The sequence below is a fragment of the Peristeroidobacter agariperforans genome, assembly GCF_004138335.1.
Taxonomy (GTDB): Bacteria; Pseudomonadota; Gammaproteobacteria; order Steroidobacterales; family Steroidobacteraceae; genus Steroidobacter; species Steroidobacter agariperforans.
This window is the reverse complement of the sequence record NZ_RYFW01000001.1, coordinates 2,347,980-2,362,602: the sequence shown is the minus strand read 5'-3', so window position 1 is coordinate 2,362,602 and position 14,623 is coordinate 2,347,980. Positions and strand designations below refer to the sequence as shown.

Annotated in this window: 9 protein-coding genes; all 9 read right to left on the bottom strand. The window is 63.0% G+C overall.

Annotation, left to right across the window (positions count from 1 at the left end; genetic code table 11):
• Positions 1-9: 9 nt before the first annotated feature.
• Positions 10-2,088 carry a TonB-dependent receptor gene (locus EK373_RS10315; protein ID WP_129642580.1) on the bottom strand — a complete coding sequence of 693 codons (2,079 nt, stop codon included), beginning with the start codon at positions 2,086-2,088 and terminating at the stop codon, positions 10-12.
• 59 nt (positions 2,089-2,147) lie between these two features.
• A complete protein-coding gene (locus tag EK373_RS10310) occupies positions 2,148-3,320 on the bottom strand; it encodes a serine hydrolase domain-containing protein (protein ID WP_129642579.1) in 1,173 nt (390 codons plus the stop codon).
• Between the two features lie 126 nt (positions 3,321-3,446).
• The gene (locus EK373_RS10305; protein ID WP_129642578.1) at positions 3,447-4,808 is read right to left on the bottom strand and encodes a P1 family peptidase; all 1,362 of its coding nucleotides are present in this window, start codon (positions 4,806-4,808) and stop codon (positions 3,447-3,449) included.
• Between the two features lie 116 nt (positions 4,809-4,924).
• Complete coding sequence (locus tag EK373_RS10300; protein WP_129642577.1) at positions 4,925-6,304, bottom strand: FAD-containing oxidoreductase; 1,380 nt, start codon at positions 6,302-6,304, stop codon at positions 4,925-4,927.
• On the bottom strand, positions 6,301-6,762 hold the full coding sequence (locus EK373_RS10295; RefSeq protein ID WP_129642576.1) for a DUF4126 domain-containing protein: 462 nt from the start codon (positions 6,760-6,762) through the stop codon (positions 6,301-6,303). Before EK373_RS10295 ends, EK373_RS10300 begins: the two co-directional genes overlap by 4 nt.
• Positions 6,763-6,874: 112 nt before the next feature.
• Positions 6,875-7,645: a 2-keto-4-pentenoate hydratase gene (locus tag EK373_RS10290; protein WP_129642575.1), complete on the bottom strand. Its 771-nt coding sequence runs from the start codon at positions 7,643-7,645 to the stop codon at positions 6,875-6,877.
• A 129-nt stretch (positions 7,646-7,774) separates the two neighbouring features.
• Positions 7,775-8,536, bottom strand: coding sequence for a GntR family transcriptional regulator (locus tag EK373_RS10285; RefSeq protein ID WP_129642574.1), 762 nt, complete (start codon positions 8,534-8,536; stop codon positions 7,775-7,777).
• Between the two features lie 364 nt (positions 8,537-8,900).
• The gene (locus EK373_RS10280) at positions 8,901-12,719 is read right to left on the bottom strand and encodes a translocation/assembly module TamB domain-containing protein (protein ID WP_157994307.1); all 3,819 of its coding nucleotides are present in this window, start codon (positions 12,717-12,719) and stop codon (positions 8,901-8,903) included.
• Positions 12,720-12,721: 2 nt separating this feature from the next.
• The gene (locus EK373_RS10275; protein ID WP_129642572.1) at positions 12,722-14,467 is read right to left on the bottom strand and encodes an autotransporter assembly complex protein TamA; all 1,746 of its coding nucleotides are present in this window, start codon (positions 14,465-14,467) and stop codon (positions 12,722-12,724) included.
• Positions 14,468-14,623: the final 156 nt, after the last annotated feature.

The following is a 14,623-nucleotide window of genomic DNA, read 5'->3' as shown; positions in this document are numbered from 1 at the left end:
AGCCAATGATCAGAACTGATACCCGACCTTCACGCCCACCTCACGCGGCCGCGTGCGATTGGCGTTGGTCCACGCGTGATACGGATCGATCCACTTGTTCTCGTTGGTCAGGTTGGTGCCGAACACCTCGACGCTCGCCTGACCGATCTTCATGCCCAGGCGCGCCGCGAGCAGCGCGATGTCATCGGAGAACTGCGGCGTGTTTTCCAGCGGGAAGCTGCTCAGGTCGATGTAGCTGACCTTGTCGCGGTAGCTGTAGTCGACCCGGAAGAAGCCCGGCATGGTCGCGCTCCAGTCGAAGTCGTAGTTCGCGCCCAGCGTGTAGCTGAACTCCGGCACGTAGTCGACCGGATCGCCCGGCAGGTTGGTGGCGCCGAGCGCCTTCACCTCGGTGATCTCGCTGTCCAGATAAGTCGCCGTCGTGTTCAACGTCAGCCGCTCGATCGGACGGAACGTCAAACCGACTTCGACACCCTTCACTTCGGCCTTGCCGATGTTGCTGGTGATCTGATCGGTGGTGCCGGTGTCCGCGTTGAACACCAGGCCACGGCGCAACATGTCCTTGTAGTCGCTGTAGAACACGGCCGCTTCGTACGCGAACACGCCGCCGCCCACGATGCCCTTGCTGCCCAGCTCGTAGCTGATCAAGGTCTCGGGCTCGAAATTGTCGGCTGGGCCGCGGTTGAAGCCGCCGCTGCGGAAGCCGCTGCCGACGCTGGCGTAGATGTTGATGTCTTCGGTGACCTTCACAGACGCGAACGCGCGCGGATCGACCGAATCGAACGAATCCGTTTCTTCGGTGAGGCCATCCCACGACTTCTGATCGTCCTGGAAGTAGCGCACGCCGGTGCCGAGCTCCCAGCGCCCGAAGCGGAAGGAAATATCGCCGAACAGCGCATACGACTCGTACGTGTCGCGATCGTAGTACTCCAGGCCGCCGAAGTAGTCGCCCGCGAACAGCGTGTCGTAGTACGCGGTCAGCGAGTTGCTCATCGAGCGGTAGAAGCCGCCGAAGGTGTAGTTGAAGAAATTCTCGCCAGCGGAGCTCAGGCGGAGTTCCTGCGTGAACTGGTGCGCGCGAGTGTGGCGATCGTCGGTGCCTTCCAGCGCACCGCCGTACACCGTCTCCGGACCGCCGATATACGAGGCCGGGTACTGGTGATCGTGATCGATGTACGTGGTGGAACTGAGCAATTCGGCCGGACCGAAGTCGTACTTCACATCGAGGTTGTACAGGTCGTACTCGAACTTCTTCGGCACCAGGCGACGCGCACGATCGACGGCGACAGTGACGGTGCGATCCGGCTGCTCATAGCCGAGCCCCAGCTCGCTCTCGTTGCGATGGATCATGATCATGCCCTGCACCGACAGCGCATCGGTGGGCTTCCACAGCGCCTTGGTGCGCACGATGCGCAGGTCCTGATTGTTGCCGTCCTCGATGCCGGCTTCCGGCTGATCCTGCCAGCCGCCGCCTTCTTCGGCGTGGGCCGCGATGCGAATGCCGAATTTGTCGGTAACCAGCGGCGCGTTCAACACGCCGGTGATGACTTCACGCGAGTCGCCGCCGCTGATGAAACTTTCCTGGGCCGCGATGGAGCCGCCCCATTGATCGAGCTCCGGCGACTTGGTGATGTAGCGGATCGCGCCGGCCACCGAGCCCTGGCCGTACAGCGTGCCTTGCGGGCCCTTCAGCACTTCGACGCGCTCGAGATCGACCGGACGCGCATCGAGCTGGTCGAAACCGCTGAGCGAGAGCGGCGCTTCGTCGAGATACACACCGACTAGCGCATCCGTGCCGTATTGGTTGCTCAGGCCGCGCATGAAGATCTGATAGCTGCCAGGGCCGTCTTCGCGCAGCGCCATGCCGGGCACCGCGAACGCGATGTCTTGGATATTGGTCAAACCCTTCTGCGCAATCTCCTCACCGCCGAGCGCGGTGATCGCCACCGGCACGTCGACCAGCCGCTGCTCGCGCTTCTGCGCGGTCACGATCACCTCTTCGACCACCAGTTCCTGCGCCATTGTGCTGACCGAGGTGGTTGCGCCAACCACCGCCAGTGCCGTGATGTACTTGAGTCGCGTCGCCATGTTGCCTCCCAAAACTTTGATCCCCAGGGTCAAGCCGTTGTGTTTATGTGTCTGGTTCGCTACGTCAACGCGTCGACCGCGCTGTTGAAGAAATCGTTGTCCGGAATCGCCTCGGCGCCCTTCGGTTTGGAGCGCGAGCTCAGTACCGCGACGATCACCTGCTCGCGCGGATTGATGTAGATGTATTGACCGAAGATGCCGCGAGCACTGAATGCGCCGTCGGCGAACGAGCCATTCGGTCGTGCGACGGGCCACCACATATAACCGTAATCGACGCGCGCATTACCGACCTGGCGCGGCTGAGTGGCTTCGACGATCCAGTTGTCCGGCAGCACGCGCTCGTTGCCGATGACGCCGCCGTTGGCCATGAACAAGCCGAAGCGCGCGTAGTCCCGCAGCGTCGCGTTGATGCCGCTACCGGCCACTTCCAGTCCGCCCGGCGCTTCGAGCCACCACGTGGCGTCCTGTTCCATGCCGACTTTGGACCAGATCTTCTGAGACAAGTAGTCCGCGCACCAGATGCCAGTGGCTGCGCGCACCAGTGCGCCGACGACGTGAGTTTCGCCGGTGCTGTAATTCCACACGGAGCCTGGCGCGGACACCCGCGGCTGGCTGGCGAGAAACTTCATGATCGCGCCCGGCTGCTGAGCGATCTGCAGCTCGAGCATGCGACGACGTTCGGAGCTCGGATCGGTGTGCGTGTCATCCCAGTGCACACCCGAGGTCATCTGCAACAGATGACGAATCGACACGCCGTCGTAACTCGTGCCACGAAGCTCGGGGAGATAGCGCGTGAGCTGCTCATCGACACCGCCAATGAGCTTGTCTTGGATCGCCGCGCCGATGAGCGTAGTGCTCACCGACTTCGCCATCGACATCGAGATCCAGCGCGTGCTGGCATCGGTGCCCAGATCATAGTGCTCGAGCGCGATGCGGCCGCGCTTCATCAGCAGCAGGCCGGCAACGCGATTGCGCGAGAGATAGTCGGGCAGGTCGTACTCCACGCCCCTGGAGCGCACGACCAGATCCTGCAATTGAATGTCGGCGCGCGGCAGCTCGTGAACAGGACCGCCTCGGGCGATCGTGCGCGTCGCGAACTCCCACTGCGTATCGCGAAACAAGCGCAGTTGGGCGTCGGGGAGCAGCTTGCCCGCGTAGGCATCGCGGGCCTGGCTGGCGGCGGCCTGAGGTTCATCCGCACGTCGGCTGCGGACTTCGGCGTCGCGATGCAAGGTGAAAATTCCTGGATAACAGCGGTGTTGCTGTTATATCGCCAGCCCACCGAGGCGCACAGTTGCCAATGCTGACGGCGTCGGTGAGCTGCGATCACCAGGAGCGGACGCCCTGGTGAGTCAGGATCACCTGACCCCGATCTGCTCCCAATGGCCAGGATTCAAGATCAATTTGCCGTCAGCAAAACGCACATTGAGCGGATATCGGCCCGGCACCGTGAAGTCACCCTGTGCGACCGGCTGCAATTCCACGGCCGCTGCCTTCTTGATGGCGAACGCATCGCGAGCACCGCTTGCTTGCGCCACCAGCTTGCCGCCCTCGGTGGAGACTTTCACGCTGACGATGTCGCTGAACTTGTACTCGCCGGCGTACTTCTCCAGATCGGCGGCCGCGACTTTGAAGCGCTTGTTCGGCTGGAAGGCCTTGGGCTGTTCGGGAACCGACGCAAGGATGGCATCCCACATCACTTCGCTGGCAATGACGCCCAGATCCACGGACGTGAGCGCACCCGGGGTCTTGTCATCAACTTCCGCAGTCGAGATCGCGTAGAGCACGTCGCCGTCGTATTCGGTCGCGAACGGCTGCAGCCCGCGCGCCATCGAAGTGTGAACCTGCACAGCGATCCGCTGCAGCAATGCCGGCTCCAAGGTCTGGTTCACGACGACCAGGCTGACCGTGGTGTTGCGGGCGGCTTCTTTCGGAGGCTGCCAACCGGGCTTGCGGCTGTCTGGCATGCCGGCGAGCAGATCGGTGGGACGCAACGGCTGCGGCCAGTTCGCACCGGGATTGCACGCAACTACTTTGCCATCGCGATCCGTCACCACCCCGAATGCGTTGACGACCGTGAACGCGGCGATCTTCACCGGACCAACCTGACGGAACGCACCGCCCTGACCGGAGTGCACGTTGCAACCGAAGAACTGACCGGTGCGCGCCGAACGCCCCGCGCCTTGAGCACCTAAAGGAAACACACCGGGTTGCGCGGCTCGCAACGCTGCTTGCGCCAGCCGCTTGTCGGGATAGATCTCGTTCAGCCGGCGGTCGCCAAAGTCATAAATGATCGCGCCCACGGACAACCCGATGTTGTCCCAGTTGCCACTGCGCTCGCCGTCGTCTTTCAGCGCCGTGTTCACGGCGGTCGTGGACTCGAGGCCATACCACGAGCCGCCTGAGAACACGACCGTGTCCACCTCGGGCGCGTTATAGCCGAGACGCAGATAGTCGGTGTTCACCGTGCCGGGACCGCCGCCGCGAACATCGACTGCTCCGTACACGCGACGCGCGAAACGAAACACCGTGACGCCGGTCGGGCCCTCTCCATACTCGCCGGTGCCGATCTTGAGCATGGGCCAATCGAACTGAAGCTTCTTGTCGCCCGCGTTGACCACCGGCTGCAGGGAGTCCTGCGGATCGGCGACGGCCGACGCCGAAGTGACGGTGACAGCGGCCAGCAGCAGGGCCGTCATGGATTGGCGCAACGTTCGCATCGGGGTGCAGCTCCGGGCATTTAACACTGCAGCCATTGAAGCACAGGCGCGAATGACCCGGGCGTGCCATCAAGGACGCCGTTGGTGCGCCGGACACACCTCCCCTGGACCGCCGATTATCTCACCGGCTGCATATCTCCCAGCACCGTCGGAATCAACTCCGAGACGGTCGGATGAATGGGCACCGCCCACTGCTGCTTCGTGTACGGCACATCTGCGTTCATCACATCGATGATGCCGTGAATCGCTTCATCGCCGCCGACGCCGAGGATCGATGCGCCCAGAATGCGCTTGGAGTCGGCGTCGGCGATGAGTTTCATGAAGCCTTGCGTTTCGCCCTTCTCGACGGCGCGGCCCACTTTGCTCATGGGCCGCGTGCCGATCAGCAACTTCTTGCCGCTCGCGCGCGCTTGCGTTTCTGTCATGCCGACCCGGCCCAGCGGTGGATCGATGTATAGCGCGTAAGCGGGAATCCGCTGGCTGACACGCCGGTCCGCACCGTCGAGCAGATTCGCCGCAACGATCTCGAAGTCGTTGTAGGACGTGTGCGTAAACGCGCCGCGACCGTTGCAATCGCCGAGCGCGAACACACCCGGCACGTTGGTCTGCAAACGATCGTCCACCTTGATGTAACCGCGCGCATCGACTGCGACGCCCGCCCGGTCGAGGCCAAGATCATGCGTGTTCGGCAGGCGACCGACGGCGAGTAGCACGTGACTACCCACGACTGTAGGTGCGCCTTGCGTGCAACTCACGTGAACTGCTACACCCTCGGCGTGTGGCGCGAGGCTGATGCATTCGGCATGGGTGCGGATTGCGATGTCCTCGTTTTTCAGGATCTCGGCAATCGCGAGCGACACATCTTCGTCTTCGCGGCCGATCAGCCGCCCGCTTTGCTCGACGACGGTCACTTTCGAGCCAAAGCGCCGGAACATCTGCGCGAACTCGAGACCGATATAACTCCCACCGACCACCACCAGATGCCTGGGGACGAAGTCCACCTGCAGCATCGTGGTGTTGGTGAGAAACGCAACGGTGTTCACGCCCGGCATGTCCGGCACATTCGCGCGACCGCCGACATTGATGAAGACATTCGGGGCGGTGAGGGCCTGCTCGCCGACTCGAACCGTGTTCGCGGCTTCGAAGCGCGCCTGGCCTTCGATCACTGTGCAGCCGGGCATGGATTTCAGCCAGCTCTCCAAACCCGAGCGTGCGTCGAGCGTTACCTTCGCGGCGCGTGCTTGCACGCGTTTCATGTCGACGCTGACGGACGCGCTCGTCTCCACGCCGTAATCCGCCGCTCGCCTCGCAATGTGGGCTGCGTAGGCGCTGGCGACCATGGTTTTGGTCGGCATGCAGCCGGTGTTCACACAGGTGCCGCCGAACAGCTTGCGTTCGACGATCGCGACCTTCTTGCCCGCCTGCGCCAAGCGCGCCGCCAGGAATGGCCCCGCCTGGCCCGCGCCGATGATGATGGCGTCGAAGTTCTGTGTCATGGCAAAGCCAACACTATGAGCCCCGCTGCGGCAATCGCAACCGCATCCTCAATCAACGCCGCCGGCCGATCCTTCCCGAACGCCGCCGCCATCTTGGCTCTCGCAGCGCTGCCGCCGAGTGTTCCGATGATTGCACCGATAGCACCGACGGTCGATCCAACCCACAGCGACCCCGCCGCCACTCCGATCGCGCCCCCGGTCACGACGCCCATCAGGATACGCGTCCCGAATTGCACGGGAACTTTGCGACTCGGTGTCGTGGGGAGCTGGTCGGTGACCAATTCACCTATTGCCAGAACGAGGAAAACCCAAGGCGTCCAGCGATAACCCAGGAAGGCGAGCCAGGTGCCGCTCAGATTCAGCAGCCCGTAATGAGCCGCGAACGAAATCGCCGCCGGCGCCGTCATGGCGCGTAGCCCGGCGACGATGCCAATCAGCAGAGCAAGGAAATAAACCATGATCCCTCGTCACGCTTTGTTGTGATTGACAGCATCCTAATCCAACAAAGCGCGACCGGGAGAGCCGTCGCAGCATAAAGGCACGAATATTCCAGGCGGGCACGGTGATACCTTATTCGGCGACCGTAAACGACGTGCGGCCCAGACGGTCGACTTCCAACTCGACGTGCATGCCCACATGCAGCTCGAACGCCGCCATCGCGCCACCGGCCATGACGATGTGACCCGCTTCCAGCACTTCGCCACTGATCGCAACCAACCCCGCCGCTCCCACGAGCGAACGAACCGGATCACCCAGGATCGCTGCCGTCGAGCCAAACGAATGCGCGCGACCATTCACCATCACTCTGATGCCGAGATTATCGAGCGGCTGATGCGGCGAACTCCACGGGCCAATCGTGAGCCCCGAGCACGAGCTGTTATCCGCAACGACGTCGGTCAGCGAGAACCTGAAGTTCTGATAACGCGAATCGATGATCTCCAGCGCCGGCGCCACCGCCTCGAGCGCATCGCGTGCTTGCATGGCCGTCACGATGCCAGACAGCGGTTTGCGCAACAGAAACGCCACCTCCGGCTCGACGCGGGGATGCACGAAACGTTTCCTGCTGATCGTGCTGCCGTCCTCGACGATCATCGCGTTCGTCAGGCGGCCCCAGATGAGATCGTGCACGCCCATCTGTTCCATCTTGGCCCGGCTGGTAAAGCCCATGGCCACGCCGATGCGGCGCTCGCCTCGTGCGAGGCGTCGCTCGATGCTTTGCCTCTGGACCTCGTAAGCCTGTTGCAGCGTTAACGCTTCCGTGGCTGAAATTTGCGCCACCGCAGTGGCATTGCGAACCGCGTCGTCCAACAGCCTCGCGAGACGGGGAATATCTGCAGTCATGCGGCGACCTCTTTGGTCTGCAGGCGCGCTTTCCGGTCACGCGATTCAGCACGATGACGGCCTCGGACGCAAGCCATCAAGGCCCTGGTCAATAGTAAACACGCCGAGCCGGCGCGCACGGGCCAACCGTTACGGGCGAGACTTGCCGGCCCGACGACCGGTGACGCTGCGGCTTCTGTTCTTGCTCGGCAGATCTTCGCCACGACGCGTCAACGCAGCACGCACCACGTCGGTGGTTCGTTGCAGGTGCAGCTCAGTCAACCGGCAAGCACGCAGTGTCTTGCGACCGAGTACGGCCTCGACAATGGCTTCGTGCTCATCGTGCACATCGCGCTCCACGCTCGCCTCGGCGAGCGAGATCATTCGATAACGCTCCGAGTGATAGTGGAGCATGCTGCGCAGACGGATCAGCCATTTCGAGCCGCACGCCGAGACGAGCGCTTCGTGAAAACGGCGGTTGGCGTTCTCCCAGCGCGTGAAGGTCGCAGCGTCACGTTCTTTCAATTGATCCTCGAGCGAGGACAGCTCCTCATAAGCTTGATTGACTGCGCGCTCCCACTCGAGGCCGCCCTTCTCGATGGCAAGCGACAGCGCCTGCGTTTCGATCAGCAGGCGCGTGCTCATCGTGTCCTGCAGTTCGTCCAGCGAAATCTGCGACACCCAGAAGCCGCGCTGGCCCTCGGCCTCGGCCAGCGCATCGCCGGTCAATTTCACCAGCGCCTCGCGCAGCGGGCTCAGGCCCACGTCGTAGCGTTTGGTCAGCATTTCCATCGCGAGCTTGGTGCCAGGCGGCAGCGCTCCGGAAATGATGTCCCGGCGAATCTGCTGATACGTCTGGTCGGCGATGGTCTTCGCGACCGTGGTGTTGTCGTTATCCGATTCCCTCTTCATTCGATCCCCGCTGCAACCGCCGTATTCTCTGGTCGAAAGCGGCCGAAGCCCTTTCGACACGGCCGGCCAAGGACGCGACTCTTGCCGATCCGCTAAGCTCTTGGTGAGCGTCAAAGCCACGGCCCGGCCACTGATGATAGCGCTAGCAGCATCATAAAACTCAGGGGCGTTGCCCGTCACGATTCTGCCGGTGTCGACGAAGAGCGGCGCCTCGTGGGTCGCGTTCGACACGCTCAACCCAGGCCCGCGCGGCTCAGCGGGCCAGGGATCGTGGAGGTAAAAGCGAGCAGGCCAGCGAAACCTCAACACGGTGCCCGGAGGATCTGCCCCGCCCTGGCGATGCGAACCGCTGAGCCACTTCCTCTTATCTTTGCGTCCGAAACTCGATGCCAGCTCTCGTATCCTCCGGCCCGCGCTGGGCCTGCACAGACAGATCGCGAGAGAGCTTGTAACGCAGAGTGATGACCTCGCCCGGCTCAAACAACCCGACTCCGTAACTCAAATACACACGCGGCGACAAATACTGCCCAACCGTCAACGCCGCGCCACCGAGCATCTCATCATCCTTCACCGCCAACTCATCGGCGCCCAGCCGTCTGCCCAGGTTCTTCGCGAGCAGGCCTCCGGCAGCGGCACCCAACGATCTCGTTGCCGCCTGCACGGCGTCACCCTCACCCGACCCTGAGCCGATGTCATCTAACGGCTTGCCCGCAACGATGTATGAAAGCGCATTCGCCTGACTCATCGGCGGATCCGAGAACACGGTGAGCTCCGGGCTCTGCGCGCTGCCGCGAATTCTCAAGCCCGCGACAACTTCGTCCACCTCGCGCGTTGCCTCGATTCTCAGCCTCGGATTGTCGAGCGGCGTCGATGCGTAGAGCAGCTGACCTTGCTGAATCGTCAGGTCCTGCCCATACGCTTTATAGGTTCCCGTAACGTTCACATCACCGGACGCCACCGTGTCCGTCCCCGGCCTCTCACGCACATCGAGTTGTCCCGTCACCTTCGCGATCAAGCCAAAACCGGTGAGATTGACGGCCTCTTCCTTGAGCTCCGTCCTGCGCTGCTCTTCCCCGCCCAAAACGATCGTAATGTCCGCGTACAACGGAATCGCCTCCTCCGCCGCTTCTTCCTGCGTCTGCGCGTCCACGACAACCACGTCCGGCGAGGCAGCCTGCGCTTTATCGCCGCCCCTCGGCAGCTTCTGCAAATTCACATCCGCCGAGGGAATCCTCACCTTGCCCGACAGCGTCGTCCGCTCCTCGTTACGCACGACATCGATATCCGGTGAGATGAGCACCTTCGCACCCGGGATGTCGGCCGCGAGAAAACGATTGCCCTCGACTTGCATGTTGATGACTCCGCTCGTCGACGCCGTGCCCGCAAACTTCAGCGAGCCTTCGCCTGAAGCGACGCCGCCCGACACCTGAAACTCCGTCGTCGATTTCGGCCGCACATCGACGCGGCCGTTCTTCAAGTGCAATCCAACCGCAGGAATATCCGCGGCCAGCTCCGCCGCCGTGACCTCGCCCGTGATCGCTGGCTCCTGCAGCGAGCCCGTCACGCTGCCCCTGGCATCCATGCGTCCGTGCACGTTTGCGAGCTGGGGCGCGAACACTGCGAACGGTGCGAGATCAGGCAGACTCGCGTTCATGCGGGCATTGATCTGCGTATCGCCCTGATTCAGCCCGCGGACCTCACCCTCGCCTTGCAGCGAGCCATTCTCCATCAGACCGGTGCTGATCGAAGCTCGGGCGTCCGCGCCGGACAGGGTTGCTTCGACCTTGAAGTCCCGATACGTCAACAATGTTTCTTCTTCGGCGGGCTCCGACTCGCCATCGACCACCAGCGTGCGCGACATGCTGCCGGAGGGCGAGCGGATCGACGCGTTGCCGAACAAGTTGCCGTCGGCGTCGCGACGGATGTCGCCCTGGCCTTGGATCATTCCTTTGAAGCGCAAGGGCAGATCGCCGCTGGACATGGAGTTCGCAAGCGCGAGCGGCACGTTGGCCAGCGAGTAACTACCTTGCATCGAGCCGTCCGGCTGCATGCCGCCTTGCAGGCACAGCTCGATGTCACGATCGACGAAACACGCGCGCGACACATCGACCGCCGTCTTCTGATCCTGCGTCTTCATGACGATGTTCGCCGGCTCACGCAAGCTCAAACGAGCGGCATCCTTCACGTCGAGCACCAGCCGCTGTACCGCGCCGGACCAACCATCGTCCCGGCGACCTCCTTGCACAGCGACGGAGAACGCGAGCGGCTTGCCGGTCGTATTCACTTCAGCGCGATGCTCCGCCGAGTTGCCGGATGCGTTCGCTTGCAACGTCTCAAATTCGAGACCTGCAGCCGACAGCCCTTCCATTTGCACCTTCACCGCGCCTTCCGGATCTAGCGGCTTGTTCACGTCAGCGTCCAGCGTGATTCCCTGCAGACGCATCTCATTCATGTGCAGCTCATGACCACGCGCATTGCCGTTGATCGCCACCTCGGGCCACTTGCCGAGCACTCGAAAGTTCGCCGCCAGTTCGCCGCCAGAGTCAGGCACCCAGTCATTCAACGACGCCACATTCACTGCGATGGTGGCGTTGATCTTCTCGCCCTTCGCCGCCTCCACCCGCAACGAGCTCTGGCCCGAGTTCAACGCGAGCGTGCCGGCGGGCAAGTAAGGCGCGGTGAGCGTCATATCCGCATCGCCCGAGATCTGGCGACCGCGTAACCGGCCACGCAACTCGCTGAGCTTCAACGTGGCGTCCGGCCCCTGCTCGGTCATCTTGCCTTGCGTGGCCAATTGAAAACGCAGGCTGCCCGGCCACTCGACCGCGAACGCGCCGGGATCGAAGTCTTTTCCTTGCGCATCGACGACCCACGCCAGTTGCGGTTTCAAATCGACTTTGCCGGTCGCGGCGAGCCGGCCTTTCGGCTGCACGATGTCGAACTGTTGCAGCTCGACCAGCTCCGGCGTTCCGCGCACTTGCAACGCAATGTCCGCCTGCTGCTTCTGCGGACCCAACGTGAGCCGCCCCTTCGCGTTGTACAGCTTTGGATTGCCATCGAAGTCCAGCTCGCCGTGCGTGTACAACTCCTGCCCGACCCACGCGGATGGCACGATGACATCCCGCCACCGCGCGCTCGCCTTGCTGATCCAAGATTCTTCCGAGAACTGAATATCGGCATCGGCCATCAGCTCGCCCGCCGTCGCGCCGATCTTCAACAGCGTCTCCAACTGTAACCGCTCCTCGCTACGCGTGAAGCGCACCTGTTCCAGCTCGAGCGGCTCGTCGTTGAGCGTCACCCGGCCGGAAACGACACCCTGATCGAATGTTCCTTCGCCGTGCAACGATGCCGCGAGACTATGGAAACTCGAATCCGGCATCAGCTCCTCGCGAGGATCGAAGCGCGGCACTTCCAGTTGCAGCTGCCATTGATGATCGGCCGCTTGCGTCACTTTCGCGTGCAAGATCGCTTCGAGCGGCGCGGACAATTTGGTGCTGAGGACCGCATCCGATTCGTTCGCCGAAGCGAGCAAGGTGCCGACGAACTTCTGCTCGCCCGCCGTCCATTCGAATCGCCCCCGTCCCTCGCCCAGAAACGCATCGTTCTGCGCGACACGCCCGTGGAACGTTACGAAGCCCTGCGGCGATTGCACGTTCAGTGTTCTCACGGCCAGCGCTGCCTCGGTCCAGCGGCCGGCGAACGTCGCTCGTGTGATCTCGACGATCGTTGCTTCCGGATTTCGAAGCTTCACATTCCTCGCCAGGAACGAATCGACGGCGATATCGATCGGCGGCTTGAGGGTGAACGGCTTGGCGGGCTCCTCGGGCGGCGGCGGTTGCGTTGGCTCCTGCATCAGCACGTCGACGCCACTCACGTTCAGTCGATCGACGTGCACGAGCCGGCGCCACAGAGCGTTCAGCACCAGGTCGACCTCGAGCGTCGCGACCGCCGCGTCGATGCCCGCCGCCGGATCTCGATAGTGCAGATTGGTGATGCGCAGCGGACCGGCAATCGACCCGTCGATGGCGCCGATGGCAAGTTTCTCGCCCATGATCGCCTGCGCGCGTTCGGCGGCGAACCGCGTGCCCGACTGCGTGTTGAGGATCCAGGCAATTGCACCGACCGCGAGCAGAATCAGCGCCGCGATGACGATGCCGGTCCAGGCCAGGGTTTTCTTCAGCACGCTCATAAATCCGGCCCGATGATCAAATGAACGCGCCAGCCGCCGTCCAGATCGGTGACTACCGGCTGCGCGACGTCGAGCCGCACCATCCCGATCGGCGATTTCCAGCGCACGCCGATGCCCGCGCCCACATTCATGTCGAAGCTGGACTTGAAGGCGTCGCCGGCATCGACGAACACCGCCGCGCCCCAGTTCTGCCAGAAGAAATGTTCGTACTCGACGCTGCCGGCGGTCAGATATTCGCCGCCGATGACGCCGCCGCTGGCGTTGGTCTCGCCGATCGCTTGATAGTCGAAGCCGCGAATGGATCGATCGCCGCCGGCGAAGAAGCGCAGCTCCGGCGGCAGCGCATCGAAATCATCCACGACCATGGCGCCGAGCGCGGCGCGAAGAATCACGCGGCCGTCATCAGTGACTTTCTTCAGCCACTTTCCCTCGGCGCGTACCTGCGCGAAGGTCGTGTCGGAGAGCACCTGTTCGAAGCCGAAGCGCAGGCCGTACAGCAAGGAATATCCCGAGGTCGGAAAGTAGATATCGTTGGCCTGTTTCCGGGTGAGCAGGCCATCGGCGTAGAGCAGGCTGGTCTGGCCGCGCTCATCGGCGATCTCGAAATCGCCGTTCAAGTACTGCAGGCCCACGGTGCGAGTGAAGCCTTTCCAACGATCGGCAACCTGCGTGGCCGCGAGCCGGAACATGCGCGAAGTGCTGGTGTCGGTCTCTTCATCGCGATAACCGAGACCGAAGGTGTAATTGCGCGGCCGCGGGCCGGGCCTGGGAATCTGATATTTGACGCTGTACTCCTCCAGCCGCCCCGAATACTCGATCTCGCCACCCAGCTTGTGGCCGCGCTTGTTGAGCCAGCGTCGCTGCACACCGAGCTTGGTGCCGGGACCGGAGTCGGTGCCGAAGTAGATGTTCGCCGTGTACAAGGTGCGCTTGGCGGGAATCAGCATCACGTCCACGGGCACTTCGCCGTTCGCGGCATGCTCCAGGTCGGGCGCGACCGCCACCGATGTGAAATAGTCCGCATCGACCAGCGACTGCTGCAAGGCCAGCAGCTTGTCCGCCGAGTAATACTCGCCGTCCTTCCACAACTTGTATTTCTGCAGGAACGAATCCGGGAACTGGGTCTGCGAGAAGCGCAGCGCGCCGAGCCGGTAGCGCGGGCCCACATCCCACGCCAGGTCGATATCCGCCGTGTTCGCACTGCGAACGACTGACACTTTATGGCGCACCAGTTGCGCGCCGAGAAAGCCGTCGTTGGCGAGCGCCGCCGAGATCTGATCCTTGCTGCGCTCGTACTTGGCGTGATCCAGTCGCTCGCCGTGCCTGGGCTCGAACCTCTCCACCGCCTGTCTGACCGGGTCGAGCGCGGTGGCTTCGGGTGCGACTTCGATGCTCTTTTCCTGAACGATCACCGGGTCGCCGGCTTTCACATCGAAGACCGCGTGAAATTTACCGGGCTCGGGCCGCTCCAGCCGGCCCTCGACGCTCGGGTTGTAAAAGCCGAAAGGCTCGAGCGAGCGCACGATCTGCTCCTTGCCACGATCGAACAGGCGACGCGCCTGCGCGGCCGACACGTCGCGCTCTTCGTATTGTTTCAGCTCGAGGTTGGCGCGCGCCGATTCGAGCATATCTTCCTCGAGTCCGTTGATGGTGACGGTGACCCGCTCGGCGAGCGCGGTTGCGGTACAAAACACGCACAGCGCGGACAAGCCGGCGCCACGCAGAATCCGCAGATTTGTCATGGACCGGGCAGCCGGGAGTGGGGTTCAGATCTCATTCATTAGGGACGTTTTAGTGCCCGTGTTGTTCCACGGGTCAGTGTCGGGAAGTCGCGGCGCCGGGCGCTTGAAAGCCGGCCGCCCACGCCCGACAATCCGCACGCGTCTACAATCGCATCA

Coding starts and splice junctions, on each gene's coding strand:
- EK373_RS10290 (WP_129642575.1), bottom strand. CDS start 7,645: ATGACTGCAGATATTCCCCGTCTCGCGAGGCTGTTGGACGACGCGGTT.
- EK373_RS10305 (WP_129642578.1), bottom strand. CDS start 4,808: ATGCGAACGTTGCGCCAATCCATGACGGCCCTGCTGCTGGCCGCTGTC.
- EK373_RS10315 (WP_129642580.1), bottom strand. CDS start 2,088: ATGGCGACGCGACTCAAGTACATCACGGCACTGGCGGTGGTTGGCGCA.
- EK373_RS10275 (WP_129642572.1), bottom strand. CDS start 14,467: ATGACAAATCTGCGGATTCTGCGTGGCGCCGGCTTGTCCGCGCTGTGC.
- EK373_RS10300 (WP_129642577.1), bottom strand. CDS start 6,304: ATGACACAGAACTTCGACGCCATCATCATCGGCGCGGGCCAGGCGGGG.
- EK373_RS10295 (WP_129642576.1), bottom strand. CDS start 6,762: ATGGTTTATTTCCTTGCTCTGCTGATTGGCATCGTCGCCGGGCTACGC.
- EK373_RS10285 (WP_129642574.1), bottom strand. CDS start 8,536: ATGAAGAGGGAATCGGATAACGACAACACCACGGTCGCGAAGACCATC.